General features: G+C 74.6%; 10 protein-coding genes. 2 read left to right on the top strand and 8 right to left on the bottom strand.

Annotated elements, in window-relative coordinates:
- Positions 1 to 58: 58 nt before the first annotated feature.
- A complete protein-coding gene (locus tag ACQPZO_RS08435; protein ID WP_433348537.1) occupies positions 59 to 2008 on the top strand; it encodes a hypothetical protein in 1950 nt (649 codons plus the stop codon).
- 58 nt (positions 2009 to 2066) lie between these two features.
- On the opposite strand, the gene ACQPZO_RS08430 is transcribed toward ACQPZO_RS08435, so the two are convergent.
- The 4 genes from ACQPZO_RS08430 to ACQPZO_RS08415 all read right to left on the bottom strand — a co-directional run bounded on the left by ACQPZO_RS08430 (position 2067) and on the right by ACQPZO_RS08415 (position 6721).
- Positions 2067 to 2474, bottom strand: coding sequence for a hypothetical protein (locus tag ACQPZO_RS08430; protein WP_433348535.1), 408 nt, complete (start codon positions 2472 to 2474; stop codon positions 2067 to 2069).
- Between the two features lie 73 nt (positions 2475 to 2547).
- A complete protein-coding gene (locus ACQPZO_RS08425; protein WP_433348533.1) occupies positions 2548 to 2976 on the bottom strand; it encodes a hypothetical protein in 429 nt (142 codons plus the stop codon).
- Positions 2977 to 3104: 128 nt separating this feature from the next.
- The gene (locus ACQPZO_RS08420; RefSeq protein ID WP_433348531.1) at positions 3105 to 4964 is read right to left on the bottom strand and encodes a hypothetical protein; all 1860 of its coding nucleotides are present in this window, start codon (positions 4962 to 4964) and stop codon (positions 3105 to 3107) included.
- Complete coding sequence (locus ACQPZO_RS08415; protein WP_433350881.1) at positions 4922 to 6721, bottom strand: hypothetical protein; 1800 nt, start codon at positions 6719 to 6721, stop codon at positions 4922 to 4924. The genes ACQPZO_RS08420 and ACQPZO_RS08415 overlap by 43 nt, the downstream gene beginning before the upstream one ends.
- Positions 6722 to 7073: 352 nt before the next feature.
- Here ACQPZO_RS08415 and ACQPZO_RS08410 point away from each other — a divergent pair, with 352 nt between their 5' ends.
- Positions 7074 to 8267, top strand: coding sequence for a hypothetical protein (locus tag ACQPZO_RS08410; RefSeq protein ID WP_433348529.1), 1194 nt, complete (start codon positions 7074 to 7076; stop codon positions 8265 to 8267).
- A 107-nt stretch (positions 8268 to 8374) separates the two neighbouring features.
- Here the strand turns inward: ACQPZO_RS08410 and dxs are convergent, their stop codons facing one another.
- The 4 genes from dxs to ACQPZO_RS08390 all read right to left on the bottom strand — a co-directional run bounded on the left by dxs (position 8375) and on the right by ACQPZO_RS08390 (position 14988).
- The gene (gene dxs, locus ACQPZO_RS08405) at positions 8375 to 10330 is read right to left on the bottom strand and encodes a 1-deoxy-D-xylulose-5-phosphate synthase (protein ID WP_433348527.1); all 1956 of its coding nucleotides are present in this window, start codon (positions 10328 to 10330) and stop codon (positions 8375 to 8377) included.
- A 72-nt stretch (positions 10331 to 10402) separates the two neighbouring features.
- Entirely contained in the window at positions 10403 to 11548 is a 1146-nt protein-coding gene (locus tag ACQPZO_RS08400; protein ID WP_433348525.1) for an anhydro-N-acetylmuramic acid kinase, read from the bottom strand.
- A 24-nt stretch (positions 11549 to 11572) separates the two neighbouring features.
- Positions 11573 to 12919, bottom strand: coding sequence for a class I SAM-dependent RNA methyltransferase (locus ACQPZO_RS08395; RefSeq protein ID WP_433348523.1), 1347 nt, complete (start codon positions 12917 to 12919; stop codon positions 11573 to 11575).
- Positions 12916 to 14988 (bottom strand): APC family permease, encoded by a 2073-nt coding sequence (locus ACQPZO_RS08390; RefSeq protein ID WP_433348521.1) that lies wholly within the window; start codon positions 14986 to 14988, stop codon positions 12916 to 12918. Before ACQPZO_RS08390 ends, ACQPZO_RS08395 begins: the two co-directional genes overlap by 4 nt.
- Positions 14989 to 15080: the final 92 nt, after the last annotated feature.

The following is a 15080-nucleotide window of genomic DNA, read 5'->3' as shown; positions in this document are numbered from 1 at the left end:
GCACCGGGGCGCACCGGCCGGGCGCTGCCACGCGGCGACCTCTGTACGATGGCCCGTCGTGGCTGTGCCGGTGGTAGACCCCTCGCTGAACTCCGAATCCGCACCCGTCGCGGCGCAGGCCGCTCCGACCGGACCCGACGGGGCGGGCACAGGCACGCCGCGTCGGCCCCGGCGGCGACCGACCCGAGCCGACGCGCTGGCCATCGGAGCCTATGTGCTGCTCGGCGTTCTCGTGTGCCTGAACTACTGGGGGGACGTCCAGCACCGGGTGTCGTCGCACCTGCCGACCGACCACAGCTGGTTCGAGTGGCTCTTCTCGCACGGCGCGTACTCGCTGCGCCACCTGGAGAACCCGCTGTTCTCCATGCGGCAGAACGCCCCGGACGGGGTGAACATGATGGCGAACACGTCGCTGCTCGGTGCCACCCTGCCGCTGGCCCCGGTGACGTGGCTGTTCGGGCCGCAGGTGACGTACGCCCTCTACCTCGGCGGGGCGCTCGCGGCGACGGCCGGCACGTCGTACTGGATGCTGTCGCGGCACCTGGTGCGCTCGCGCGCGGCGGCGTTCGTCGGCGGCGCGTTCCTCGGCTTCGCGCCCGGCATCGTGCACCACGCCAACGGGCAGCCGAACTTCGTCTCGAACTACCTGCTGCCGGTGATCGTGGCCCGGGTGCTGCGGCTCGGTGAGCCGGGGCGGAGCTGGCGGCGCGACGGGGTGGTGCTCGGCCTGCTGGTGGCGTACCAGATCTTCATCAACGAGGAGATGTTGCTGCTGACCGCGCTGGGCTGCCTGGTGGTGGTGGCCGCGTACGCGGTGCAGCGCCCCCGGGCGGCGCGGCAGCGGGTCGGCGGTTTCCTGGCCGCGCTCGGCCTCGGCGGCGGGCTGACGCTGCTGCTCACGGCGTACCCGATCTGGTTCCAGTTCAACGGCCCGCAGTCCTACCGGGGCCTGCAGGGCGGGGTGTTCCACAACTGGGGCGAGGACCTGGTGGCCTTCGTGACGTTCGCCCGGGACACCGTCGCCGGGGACGAGGCGGTGGAGAAGACCATCGGCCTGACCGAACAGAACACCTGGTTCGGCTGGCCGCTGGTGCTGGTGGCGCTGGCCGCCCTGGTGCTGCTGGTCCGCCGGTCGCTGGCGGCCCGGATCGTCGCCGTGCTGGTGGTGGTCTTCACCGTCGCCTCGATCGGCCCGGTGGTGCGCTTCGACGGCGCGGAGACCACGATCGACGGCCCCTGGTCGTACATCTCGGACGACCTGCCGCTGGTGGAGATGATGATGCCCACCCGGCTGGCCCTGGTGGTGGCCGCCGCCCTCGGCGTGCTGCTCGCCCTGGCCTGGGACGCCCTGGCGCGCACCGCGCAGGCCCCCGCGCCGGTGGTGCCGGCCCCCCGTTCGCCCGCCGGCACCACCGGCCCGAAGGCCCCGGCGCGGGCCGCCGGGGCACCGACCGGCCCCACCGCCGGGCCGGCCCGAGCGCGCCGCTGGACCCGCCCTGTCGGGTACGCCGCCGTCGCGCTCGCCGTGCTGCCGCTGGTGCCCCGGCCGCTGCCGGCCCAGCAGATCGACCCGCCGCCGCGCTTCATCACGGCCGGCGGCTGGCGGCCCTACGTGCCGGCGGGCCGGACCCTGGTGCCGGTGCCGATCCCCAGCAACGTGCACGGCCTGCCCACCCTGCGTTGGAGCGCGCTGACCGGGCACGGGTTCCCGATTCCCGGCGGCTACTTCATCGGCCCGAACGCCGACGGCGAGGGCGTCTTCGGCGCCCCGAACCGGCCGACCAGCACCCTGGTCTACGCCACGATGGACTCCGGCACGCTGCCGCCGCTGACCGACGAAGACCGCCGCCAAGCGGTCGACGACCTGCGCTACTGGAAGGCGTCGGTGGTCGTCCTCGGCGCGCACCCCCGCGAGGCGGTCCTGCGCGATTTGATGACCGCCCTGCTCGGCCCGGCGCAACGGGTCGACGACGTCTGGCTGTGGGACGTCCGCCCGCTGGTCGGCTGAGCCGCCCAGCGGACGGCCGGCGGGTGGGGACCGACCGCCGGCCGGGTGACGCGTGGGCTCAGCCGCAGTGGTCGTCCCACTCGATCATGCGGATGTACTTGTCGCCGACGATGCCGCCCCAGTCGACGCAGTCGTTCGGTGCGTACGCGTAGACCGGGCCGGCGTACTGGCTGTAGGTGCCCTCGTCCCGGACCCAGTTCGTGCCGGAACGCTGCACCATCGCCGACATGAACTGCTTGGTGCCCGGGGTGTTGGTGACGGTGACGACGCAGTTCCAGCCGCTGTTGTACGTCAGGAAGATGGTTCCCCGGCCGCCGCCGGCGTCCATCTTGTCGATCACGGTGTAGCCGCTGCCGCAGGCGCCGTTGTAGGCGGCGGCCTGGGCCGGGGCGCCGGTGACGGCGACCGCGGTGGCGGCCAGCGCGGCGACTGTGCCGACGCTCGCCAGCTTGTGGGTGACGCTCATGGGGTCCTCTCGTCAAATCAGGATGCGGGGGCGGGCCGGGGCGCGGTCGGGCACGCCCCGGCCGGGGACGACGTCAGCAGACCTTGCTGGTCGAGCCGCCCGTGGAGTTGAGGTAGCCGGTCACGTGCGTGCAGTGCGCGGCGGTGTTGGCCGCCTTGCCCCACAGCTCCGCCCGGGTGGTGTTGTTGAGCTCGCCCACCCCGTAGTCCGAGCCGCTGTCCGTGTGGTCGATCACGTGGACGTACAGGTCCCAGTTCGAGTGGGTGTTGCGGTACTGCTCCCACACGTAGATGTAGGCGTAGTTGTAGCCGCACCCGTAGTACTGCTTGACCGACGCAGCCTCCATGCCGCCCACCGTCAGCACCCGGGTGGTGCCGATCTGGCGGACGCTGGAGCAGCTGGCCGGGGTGCTGGCCAGCGCCGGCGACGCGTTGACCAGCACCCCGGCGCCCGCGGCGGCGATCGCGGCGGAGACGGCGAGGGCTCGGCGGAGGATAGCCATGGCGTCCTGCTTTCTCTGGTGGATCATCGTCGTCCGCCAGGTAACCAGGTGCCGGGTCGCGCTGACAGGTGGCGAAAGGGCCACCTTTTCCTCCCCCCACGCCCCGGGAGGCGGCCCCGCCCGGGGCGTCAGCCCACCAGGCCGCGCACGTCCCACACCCAGGCGCCGTCGATCTCGCGGCCGGGGCCGACGAGCTGGTCGACGGTACGGCGGACCGGGTCGCCCCGGTCCAGGCCGCCCTGCACCAGCACGGCGGCCCGCCAGTGCCGCAGGTCCACCGCCGCCTGCCGGCGGTCCGCGTCGGTCAGCACCGGCACCTGGCCGGTCTCGGCCACCCAGCGCAGCAGCAGGGCCGTCGGTCGGTCCGGGGCACCCCAGCGGGCGGTCGGGTCGTCGGCGGCGCGGGGGCCGATGAAGTAGCCGCCCGGGGCGGTGAACGCCAGCCGGGTCCGGGCCGACCAGAACGTCGCCGGGCTGACCCCGGCCCCGGTCACCGGCGGCACGGGCACCAGCGTCCGGCCGGCCGGCACGTACGCCCGCCAGCCGCCGTCGGCCACGAAGGCCGGCACCGGCCACGCCGGCACGGTGCGGATCGGGGTGGGCGCGAGCGGGAGCAGCGCGGCGGCCACCGCGCCGCCCCAGAGCAGTCGCACCGGCGCCGCCGGCCCGCCGGCCGGGCCGTCACCGGGGGCGGCGGCGGCCGACCGGATCCGGTCCAGGGACAGGGCGACCAGCACCCCCAGCACCGGTACGCAGACCAGCGCGAACCGGGCCGGCACCACCAGGTCGAGCAGCGGCACCCCGGCGACGAGCCGGTACGGCCCGGGCAGCCCGGTCGACACCCCGTCCACCCGGACGACCGTGCCGAGGGAGAACAGGGCGGCCCCGGCCCCGACCACCGCCAGCGCCCGGACCAGCGGACGACGCCACAGCCAGATCACGATCACCACGGCGAGCACCAGCAGGCCCGGCCCGAAGAACGAGTTCTCCTCGGTCGGGTTCGGGGCCAGCAGGCCGGGCAGGTGGTCGTCGCCGAACACCGTCTGCCGGGCCGAGGCGGTGAACGAGGCGGCGTCGAGCCGGAACCCCGGCGCGTCGAACGGCATCCCCCGGTAGTGGCCCGGCCCGGCGAACTGGAACCACAGCGGGTACGCCAGCAGCGCCCCCGCCACCAGCGCGCCCACCCCGATCCGGCCAAGGAACGCGGGCGCCAGCCGGCGGGCCGCCGCCCGGTCGGCGAGACCGTACGCGACGGCCAGCACGCCGGCGGCGAGCGCCAGGAACACCAGCACCTCCTCGCCGAGGAAGACCTGGTACGCCACCAGCAGCCCGAGCGCCACCCCGCGCCGGCCGACCCGGCCGGGCTCCGGCCGGAACACCAGCCCCAGGATCGGCGGCACCAGGAACTGGGCGGCCATGTGCGGGTGCGCCCCGGCCTGGGCGACCATGCCGGGGGCGAAGCCGCAGACCAGGCCGCCGACTGCGGCGGCGACCCGGGAGCCGACGAGCCGGCGGGCCAGCAGGACGTACCAGGCGGTGGCGGTGCCGGCGAGGCAGACGACCACCGCCACCAGGAACGCCGGCTGGGTGCCGAGCAGCAGCGTCACCGGGGTCAGCGGCACGCCCAGCCCGAGCACCGAGGTGTTGGCCATCAGGTTGACCCCGTCCGGCGAGTTCAGGGCCGCGCTGTGCAGCGGGTTCTCCAGCCCGGTGACGGCGCGGGCCGCCCGGGCCAGCATCCACTCGAACAGCATCTGGTCGTTGTCCTGGTGGAACAGCCGATCGGGGCGCCCCCACTGGCCGCCGGTGAGCAGCACCGCCAGGCCGAGGTAGCCGGCGACCACCGCGACGTCGAAGCCCCGCACCCGCCGGGGACGGCGACCGGCCGACGCGCGCCCGCCCGTCTCCTCCGGGTCAGCGGCGGCGGGCGCGGCCGGGGCCGCCATCAGGCCGTCGGGGCGGTCAGCGTCCGGACGTCCCAGACCCACACGTCCAGCTCACGGCGCCCGGGGCCGACCAGCTCCTCGACGGTACGCCGCAGCGGCTCCGCGTTGTGCTGGCCCACGGGGAGCACCAGGACGGCGGCCCGCCAGTGCCGCAGCTCGTCGAGGGAGCGGCGGCGCTGCCGGTCGTCCAGTTCCGGCGTCCGGCCGGTGGTGGCCACCTCCTCCAGCAGCCGGCCGACCCCGCTGGGCCGGCCGCCGAAGCGTCCCGGGTCGCCCGTGTTGCCGTTGCGCGGGGCGAGGAAGTAGCCGCCGGGGATCTTGAAGTCGAGGTTGGTGGACGCGGCCCAGCGCATCCCGTGGGTGTTGCCCATGCTGGGCACCGGGATCGGCACCAGGGTCTGGTCCGCCCCGACGTACTGGCGCCACCGGTCGGCGGTGATGAACTTCGGCACCGGCGGGCGCGAGGTGACCTTCAGCGGCATCGGCATGATCGGCAGCAGCGCCAGTGCCAGCGCGCCGACGCCGAGGGTGCGCACGGTACGGGCCTCGGCCGGCCGCAGCGACCAGATCCGCTCGACGGCGAGCGCCAGCAGCACGCCGATCACCGCCGTGGTGATCATCCCGAACCGGGTCGGCACCACCGCGTCCAGCAGCGGCACCCGCACCAGCAGCTCCCACGGGCCGGTGAACAGCTCCCGGTCCCACCAGGAGACCCGCTCGCCGAGCGAGAGCACCGCGAAGAACGCCCCGGTCGCGGCGAGCGCCCGGACCAACGGCTCGCGGCGCAGCCAGAACACGATGCCGACGGACAGCAGGGCGAGGCTCCAGCCGAAGAAGGCGTTCTCCTCGGAGTAGTTCGGGGCCAGGTTGACGTTGGCCCGCTCGTTGCCGCCGAGGGTGGGCGAGCCCGGGGCGAAGAAGGCGGCGATGTCGTTGCCGTAGTCCCGGACCGCGTCGCTGAGCCCGTGGTACGCCATCGGCCCGGCGAACTGCACGTAGAGCGGGTACGCCAGCAGCGCCCCGGCCAGCACGGTGCACACCGCCACCGCGACGCCCAACGGCCGCCACGCCGCCGACCACAGCGCGGGCCGCTGCACCAGGACGGCGATCAGGAACACCCCGCACGCCATCGCGGTGAAGAGCAGGATCTCCTCGTTGATGAACGCCTGCACGACCACGAGCAGTGCCAGCAGCGCCCCGTCCCGTACCGGCCGGCGCGACCGGGTGATCACCAGCACCCGCCAGACGATGAACGGCAGCAGGAACTGGCTGATGATGTTCGGGTGCCAACTGGCGTGCGAGAGCATCGCCGGGGAGAAGCCGCAGAACCAGCCGCCGACGGCGGCGGCCAGCGGGGTGCGCACCACATGCCGGGAGAGCACCCGGTACCAGGCGGCGGCGGTGCCGGCGAGGCCGAGGGTGACCAGCACCACGAAGGACACGGCCGGCCCGAAGAGCAGGGTCACCGGCACCATCGGGATGCCGAGCGCCAGGATGGCCGTGTTGGCCATCAGGTTGACCCCGTCGGGGAAGTTGAACTGGTCGGTGTAGAACGGGAACTCCCCGTGCAGCACCACCCGCACGCTGTGTGCGAGGAAGAACTGCACCTGCGCCGGGTCGCTGCTGTACAGCGACGCGACCCGGCCCGCCGGGTCGACCCAGATCCGGCTGGTCACCCAGAGCGCGGCGAGCAGGAACAGGCCGTACACGGCGAGGTCCCGCCGCCGGGTCGTCCACCGCAGGCGCCGTTTGCGGGCCCCGCCCGGCTCCGCCGCGGCCCGGGCCGCCTCCTCGGGCACAGCGTCGGCGTCGGCCGGAGCGGCGGCGGGGGCCGGAGCGGCGGCGGGGGCCGGCTGCTCGGTGGCCACGGGCCCCGCGTCGGCCGGCGGCTCGGCGGTCGCCGCCGTTGTCCGGGCGGCGGACCCCACGGGAGCGTCGGGAACCGGGGGGAAGTCTCCACGGGGCTCGGCAGGGGTCACAGTCGGCGGAGTCTACCGGAGCCGACGAAGGCCCTGAAATCGCCGGCCGGTCCTATGTGGTCGGTCCCGCCGCAGCTCACGGGACGGCGCGAGGTGCCGGTCCGCGCGGTCCGGGCGTCTCGTACCATGTGGGGCGCGAACACGACCGGGCGACGCGATCGGGGGCGTACAGGTGGCTTCAGCCCGCCGGCGCGGCATGACGGCCACCACACTGCTCACCCTGCTGCTGGCCGGCACGGCCTGCGGGCCGGTGGCCGACCGGAAGCCGGACGCCCTTCCCGTCGGCTACGACAGCCTGGACGGGACGCTGCGGGTGTGGCCCGCGCGGGGGCGGCTGGCCGGCGACAGCGCCGCGACGGCGGCGATCACCGAGGCGGTCCGGGCCTGGCGGACGCCCGCCGACGACCGCGCGCACCTGCCCTCGTCCGGGATCCTGTGGTCCGGTGAGGTGGACGGCGCCCCCCTGGCCCTGGTGGCCGCCGACGTTCCCGGCGAGAGTGCCTCCTGGCTGCTCCAACTGACCGGCGACGGCGACCGGTACGTGGTCGACCGGGCCAGCGAGTACACCGAGCCCGGCTACCTCGCCTACTCCGACGTGCTGCCCGTGCAGACCGGCAGCGGGCGTCGCTACCTGCTCTCCGGCCGGGTGGAGCGACTGCTCAGCCCCAAGGGCCGGGCGCTTTCCAGCCGGGACGGGCTGACCGACCCGGTGGACGTGCCGGCCTGCCGGGCCGTGGCGCTGACCGCGACGCTGCGGGCCACCCGGTCGCTGCCGCGTGGTCGGGCCGCCGACCGCCTGCTCGACCTCGGTACGGCCACCACGGACCCGCGGTATCCCCTGGTCCGGGACGAGACCGGCTCGGGCCGGCGGGCGCTGGACGGCCTGGACACCTGCGTGCTCGCCGACGAGCAGGGCCCGTTCGGCAGCGTCCCCCGCCGGATCGGCGACCGGGACGCACCCCGCTCGGTGCCGGAGTCCTGGCCGATGGCGAAGGTGAGCGTCCGCGCCCTGGGCGAGGTGGCGCTGGGCGGCGGCGACCCGGCCGACCTGGAGCAGCTGAGCTGGGAGACCGACGCGGGCACCATGACCGCCGTGGTGTACCGGCCGGCCGACGGCGGCGACCCGGTGGTCTCGCCGGCCGACCGGGCCAACACCCTGCAGGCGTACGTGCTGCCCGTGCCGGGCCAGCCGTTGGTGGTGCTGAGCTGGCGGTCCAGCCGGTACAGCTCGCTGTCGGTGCCGCCGGGCACCCCCCGGCTGGTCAACCGCCCCGGGCTGGTGGTGGTGCCACAGCCGGTGAGCAAGGCCACCTTCAGCCTGGCCGGCGCGGAGAAGACCTACTACCGCTCGGTCGGCGGCCGCTGACCCCCGGCCCGGCACCGGACCCCGCCCGGCGAGCTTCGGGCCTGCAGGCGCGATGAGGAAGGGGCACCTTCTCACGCCAGGCGGCGTGAAGAAGGTGCCCCTTTCTTTCAGTTCTGCGCGGCGGTTCCGCGGCCGGTCGGCAGGCCGACCTGCTCGATCGACTGGTCGTCCAGGCGGGAGATCCACCCGGTGACGTCCCGGGCGATGTCCTGGGCGGTGAGGCCCAGGTCGGCGAGGATCTGCGCGCGGGTGCCGTGCGGGTGCCACTCGGCCGGCACGCCCAGGTCGCGCAGCGGCACCCGGACGTCGGCGTCCCGCATCGCCTGGGCGAGGGCGTCGCCGACCCCGCCGACGCGGACCCCGTCCTCGACGGTGACGACGAGGCGGTGGGCGGCGGCCAACTCGACCAGCTCGGCGGGGACGGGCCGGACCCAGCGCGGGTCGACCACGGTCACCCCGTAGCCCTGCTCGGCGACCCGGGTGGCGACCTCCATGCCGAGCTGCCCGAACGAGCCGATCGCGACCAGCAGCACGTCCGTACGCGCCGACTCGGCCAGCACGTCGACCGTCCCGACCCGGCGCACGGCCGGCAGGTCGGCGGCGACGGTGCCGGTCGGGAACCGGACGATGGTCGGGCCGTCGTCCACGGCGACCGCCTCGCGCAGCTCCTCGCGCAGGGTCGCGGCGTCCCGGGGCGCGGCGATGCGCAGGCCCGGCACCACCCCGAAGACGGACATGTCCCACATGCCGTAGTGGCTCGGCCCGTCCGGGCCGGTGATCCCGGCCCGGTCCAGCACGAACGTCACCGGCAGCTTGTGCATCGCCACGTCGAGCAGGACCTGGTCGAAGGCCCGGTTGAGGAAGGTCGCGTAGACCGCCACCACCGGGTGCAGCCCGCCCAGGGCCAGCCCGGCGGCCGAGGTGACGGCGTGCTGCTCGGCGATGCCGACGTCGTAGACCCGGCCGGGGTGCTTGCGGGCCAGCTTGGCGATGCCGGTGGGCTCGGCCATCGCGGCGGTGATGCCCACCACGTCGGGGCGGGAGTCGGCGATCGCGACCAGCTCGTCGGCGAAGACGTGGGTCCACTTCACCGAGGGGGCGGCGACCAGCTTGCCGGTCTCCACGTCGAACGCGCCGGGGCCGTGGAAGCAGTCCGCCTCGTCCTCCTCGGCCGGGCGGTAGCCGTAGCCCTTGCGGGTGACGGCGTGCACGATCACCGGGCCGCCGAAGTTCTTCGCCGCCCGCAGCGCCGACTCGACGGCCTCGCGGTCGTGGCCGTCGACCGGGCCGACGTACTTGATGCCCAGGTCCTCGAACATCGCCTGGGGGGCGACCGCGTCCTTGATGCCCTTCTTGACCGCGTGCAGCACCTCGTACATCGGCCGGCCGACCAGCGGGGTCGAGCCGAGGGCGTCCTTGACGGTGTCGAGGATCCTCTCGTAGCCGGGGTTGAGCCGCAGCGCGGAGAGGTGGTCGGCCAGGCCGCCGATCGTCGGCGAGTAGGAGCGGCCGTTGTCGTTGACCACGATCACCAGCGAGTTGCCGGCGGTGGCGATGTTGTTCAGCGCCTCCCAGCACATGCCGCCGGTCAACGCGCCGTCGCCGACCACGGCGACCACGCTGCGCTGCTCGCCGCGCAGCGCGTACGCCTTGGCCAGGCCGTCGGCGTAGGACAGGGCGGTGGAGGCGTGCGAGTTCTCGACCAGGTCGTGCTCGCTCTCGGCCTGGCTCGGGTAGCCGGAGAGGCCGCCGCGCTGGCGCAGCTTGTCGAAGCCGTCCTGCCGGCCGGTGAGGATCTTGTGCACGTACGACTGGTGGCCGGTGTCGAACAGGAGCCGGTCCCGGGGGGAGTCGAAGACCCGGTGCATCGCCAGGGTCAGCTCCACCACGCCCAGGTTGGGCCCGACGTGCCCACCGGTGCGGGAGACCTTGGCGATCAGGAAGTCGCGGATCTCGGCGGCGAGGATGTCCAGCTGCTCGGCCGTCATCCGCTTCACGTCCTGCGGACCCCGCACCGTGCCCAGCAGCCGGCCGTGGTTGGCCGTGTCCTCTTCAACGCTCATGAGCGAAGAGTCTATCGGCCGTCCGGTAGTCCGCAGTCCGGCCGGCAACCAGCCGCCTGACCGGAACGACAGTCAGGCCGTGATCACCAGCCGTCGGGGCGGAGTGACCGGCGGCGCGGAGCGGGCCGGCCCGGACGGCGTCCAGGAGCCCAGCACGGCCGCCTCCCGGGCCCCGGTGACCGACGGGATCGCCCCTGGCAGGCCGTGCCAGGAGAGCCAACCGAGCAGGGCGAACGCGTACGCCTCCTTGGCCTGGGTCGGCACCCCCAGCTCGTCGCTGGCGCGCAGCCGCCACCGGCCTTCGCCGAGCGCGGCCAGCCGACCCCGGAGTGTGGGATTGCACACCCCGCCCCCGGCGGCCACCACCTCGGCCACCCCGTGCCGGTCGCACTCGGCGGCGACCGTCCGGGCGGTCAGCTCGGTCAGCGTGGCCAGCACGTCGTCGGCGGCCACCGGCCCCCCGAGCGCGGCGAGCCGGTGGTCCAGGTAGCCGGCGTGGAACAGCTCCTTGCCGGTGGACTTCGGCGGAGGGGCGGCGTAGTACGGCTCGGCGAGCAGCAGCTCCAGCAGCCCGGCGTGCACCCGACCGACCGCCGCCCGGGCCCCGTCGAGGTCGCAGGGGCGGCCGAGGAAGCGCCGGGCCGCCGCGTCGAGCAGCGCGTTGGCCGGGCCCACGTCGTACCCGAGGACCGGGGCGCCCGGCGCGACCACGGTGAGGTTGGCGATGCCGCCCAGGTTGAGCGCGGCCCGGGGCGGCCCGGCCGGGCCGCCCAGCAGCAGCGCGTCGAAGGCCGGCACCAGGGGCGCGCCCTGCCCGCCGGCCGCGACGTCCGCCGACCGCAGGTCCGACAGCACCGGTACGCCCACCCGCGCGGCCACCCGGGCCGGCGTGCCGAGCTGGAGGGTGCCCCGCGCCCGGCCGCCATCGACCCAGTGGAACACGGTCTGCCCGGGCGAGACGACCGCGTCGACCCGCCCGCCGGCCAGCTCCACCCCGCGCGCCGCCGCCTCGGCGAACACCTCGCCGAGCCGGTTGTCCAGCCGGCAGACTGCCTCGATCGTGGTCGGGTTCGGCGGCAGCAGCGCCCCGATCTCCGCCCGCAGCCCGTCGTCGAGGTCCAGGCTGGCGAACCCCAACGGACGCAGCCGCAGGGTGTCCCCGTCGGCCGTGAACTCCGCCGCGGCCACGTCCACCCCGTCGTAGGACGTCCCCGACATCAGCCCGACGATCCGCACGACCGGCTACTTTCCGGCGATCGGCGGCAGCAGCAGCCCGACCACCTCGACGTGCTGGGTCATCGGGAACAGGTCGAAGCCGCGCAGCTCCGCCAGCCGCCAGCCCGCCTCGGCGAACGTCCGCACGTCCCGGGCGAAGGCGGCCGGGTCGCAGGACACGTACGCCACGGCGCGCGGGGAGGCGGTCAGCACGTCCCGCACCACCTGCGCGCCCGCCCCGGTGCGCGGCGGGTCCAGCACCACCAGGTCCACCGGCCCGATGATCCGGCGGCGGGCCAGCGCGGTCTCCACCCGGGCCGCCACGACCTCGACCCGGGGCAGGTCCCGCAGGTTCTCCCGGGCGGCGGCGACGCTCGGCGTGGCGGACTCGACGACGGTGACCCGGGTGTCCGGGCCGACCCGCCCGACGAGCGCGGCGGCGAACAGCCCCGCCCCGCCGTAGAGGTCCCAGGCCGACTCGCCCGGCTTCGGGGCGAGCAGGTCGAGCACGGCGTCGACCAGGGTGTCCGCCGCGGCCGGGTGCACCTGCCAGAAGCCGGACGCGGGCAGCGTCCAGTCCCGGCCGACGGCCACCTCGCGGACCACCGGCGGCCCGTCGACCGGGGTGGGCACCCCGTCGGCCAGGGCCGTGACGGTGACGTCGCCGCCGGTGGAGGCCACCGTCTCCACCGCGTCCGCCTCGGGCCAGCGGGCCCCGCTCGGGGCGAGCACCGGCAGCTCCTGGATCGCCGGGTGGGCGATCAGGCAGCGGTCGATCGGCACCACCTCGTGCGAGCGGTGCTTGAGCAGCCCGGCCCGGCCGGCGGCGTCGACCGCGTAGCGGACCCGGGAGCGCCAGCCCAGCGGCCCGCCGGGCAGCGCCTCGACCCGGACGCCGAGCCGGTCGATCTCGGAGTCGGTGAGTCCGGCGAGGCGGCTGAGCTGCTCGCGCACCACCGACGTCTTCCAGTCGAGCTGGGCCTGGGGCGCGACGTGCTGGAGGTCGCAGCCGCCGCAGCGGCCGGGCCCCGCGTACGGGCAGGGCGGCTCGACCCGCTCCGGGGCGGCGTCGAGCACCGTCACCGCGTCGGCCCGGACGAACCCGCGGTGCACCTCGGTGACCTCGGCCACCACCCGCTCGCCGGGCAGCGCGTGCCGGACGAAGAGCACCTGGCCGTTCACCCGGGCCACGCAGTGCCCCCCGGGGGCGACCGCGTCGACGGTCAGCTCGACCCGCTCGGCCTCCTCCAGCCCGCGCCGGTCGCCGTCGCCCGGCCCGCCGTCGCCCGGCCCGGTGTCGCCCGGCCCGGTGTCCGGCAGCCCGGTGTCCAGCGGGCCGTGCCGGTCGCCGTCGCCCACGTCCACTGCGGTCATCGTTGGTCTCCCTCGATCGGGGTGCTCTCGCCGGGCGGGGCGGAGGCCACCGGCGGCGCCGGCGGCGGCAGGGTGCTGCGTGGGGCGACCCGGGGGCCGCGGGCGGGGCCCCGGCTCAGCGTCGCGTCCAATCGGTCGAGGTTCTTGCCGGCGGTCGAGGCGAGCTGCCACGGCACGCTGGTCACCATCACGCCCGGCTCGAACAGCAGCCGCCCCTTCAGCCGCAGCGCGCTCTGGTTGTGCAACAGGTTCTCCCACCAGCGCCCGACGACGTACTCGGGGATGAAGACGGTGACCACGTCGCGCGGCGACTCCCGGCGGGTGTTGGCCACGAAGTCGAGGATCGGCCGGGTGATCTCCCGGTACGGCGAGTCGACCACGGTCAGCGGCACCGGCAGCTCCCTGCGCTCCCAGTCGGCCTGGAGGAGCCGGGTGTCCTTCTCGTCGACGTTGACCGTCACCGCCGTCAACGTGTCCGGCCGGGTGGCCCGGGCGTACGCGATGGCCCGCAGGGTCGGCTGGTGCAGCTTGCTGACCAGCACGATGGCGTGGTTGCGGGCGGGCAGCACGCCCCGGGCCTCGGTCGGCTCCAACTCGGCGGCGATCCGGTCGTAGTGCCGGCGGATGGCCTGCATCAGCACGTAGAGCAGCGCCATCGCGACGATGGCGATCCACGCGCCGAGCAGGAACTTGGTGATCAGCACGACGACCAGCACCGCGCCCGTCATCGCCATGCCGAAGGTGTTGATCGCCCGGGACCGGATCATCCGGCGACGGGCCTGGACGTCCCGCTCGGTGCGCAGGCGCCGGTTCCAGTGCCGGATCATGCCGGCCTGGGAGAGCGTGAACGAGACGAAGACGCCGACGATGTAGAGCTGGATCAGCTTCGTCACCTCGGCCTGGAAGCCGACGATCAGCACCACCGCGCAGACGGACAGGAAGACGATGCCGTTGGAGAACGCCAGCCGGTCGCCCCGGGTGTGCAGCTGCCGGGGCAGGTAGCGGTCCTGGGCGAGGATCGAGCCGAGCACCGGGAAGCCGTTGAACGCGGTGTTCGCGGCCAGGAAGAGGATCAGCGCGGTCACCCCGGCGACCACGTACAGCAGGATCGACCCGGAGCCGAACACCGTCTCGCCGAGTTGGGCGGTGACGGTCTTCTGCACGTACCCGTCCGGGCCGGAGAGGATCTGCCGCGCCGGGTCCTCGACGAACTGGAGCCCGGTCAGCCGGGCCAGCCAGATGATGCCGACCAGCATGCTCACCGAGATGGTGCCGAGCAGCAGCAGGGTGGTGGCGGCGTTGCGGCTCTTCGGCTTCTTGAACGCCGGCACCCCGTTGGAGATCGCCTCCACGCCGGTGAGCGCGGCACAGCCGGAGGAGAAGGTGCGCAGCAGCAGGAAGATCAGGGCGAACCCGGTGACGCTGTGCTCGGCCTGGATCTCCAGGCCGGCGCTCGGGGCGCGTAGGTCGTCGCCGAGGATGAACACCCGGACCAGGCCGGTGAGGATCATCCCGCCGATCACGATCACGAAGCCGTACGTCGGGATGGCGAAGGCGGTGCCGGACTCGCGCAGGCCGCGCAGGTTCATCGCGGTGAGCACCACCACCGCGCTGACCGCGATGAGCACCTTGTGGGTGGCCACGAACGGCACCACCGAGCCCAGGTTGGCCACCCCCGAGGAGACCGACACGGCGACGGTGAGCACGTAGTCGACCAGTAGGGCGCTGGCCACCGCGAGACCGGCCCGGGGACCGAGGTTGACCGTGGCCACCTCGTAGTCGCCGCCGCCCGAGGGGTAGGCGTGCACGTTCTGCCGGTAGCTGGCCACCACCGTCAGCATCACCACGACCACCGCGAGCGCGATCCACGGCGAGAAGATGAACGCCGACGCGCCCGCGATGGACAGCGTCAGCAGGATCTCGTCCGGGGCGTACGCGACGCTGGACAACGCGTCGGAGGCGAAGACGGGCAGCGCGATGCGCTTCGGCAGGAGGGTGTGCTGAAGCCGGTCGGACCGGAACGGTCGACCGACGAGCAGCCGCTTCAGCAGCGAGGTGGGACTGGCCACAAGCGCTAAGGGTACGACCACCGGCCGGCGGTCGCCGGGGGTGGCGGAGCGCGGGGTCGTGGGAGGGCGCGGTACCGTCGTCCCCCGCCTGC

It is taken from the genome of Micromonospora sp. CA-111912 (assembly GCF_050948415.1).
Lineage (GTDB): Bacteria > Actinomycetota > Actinomycetes > Mycobacteriales > Micromonosporaceae > Micromonospora.
The sequence above is the reverse complement of the archived record's forward strand: the minus strand, read 5'-3'. Positions and strand labels throughout refer to the sequence as shown.

Coding starts and splice junctions, on each gene's coding strand:
- ACQPZO_RS08430 (WP_433348535.1), bottom strand. CDS start 2,474: ATGAGCGTCACCCACAAGCTGGCGAGCGTCGGCACAGTCGCCGCGCTG.
- ACQPZO_RS08425 (WP_433348533.1), bottom strand. CDS start 2,976: ATGGCTATCCTCCGCCGAGCCCTCGCCGTCTCCGCCGCGATCGCCGCC.
- dxs (WP_433348527.1), bottom strand. CDS start 10,330: ATGAGCGTTGAAGAGGACACGGCCAACCACGGCCGGCTGCTGGGCACG.
- ACQPZO_RS08400 (WP_433348525.1), bottom strand. CDS start 11,548: ATGTCGGGGACGTCCTACGACGGGGTGGACGTGGCCGCGGCGGAGTTC.
- ACQPZO_RS08395 (WP_433348523.1), bottom strand. CDS start 12,919: ATGACCGCAGTGGACGTGGGCGACGGCGACCGGCACGGCCCGCTGGAC.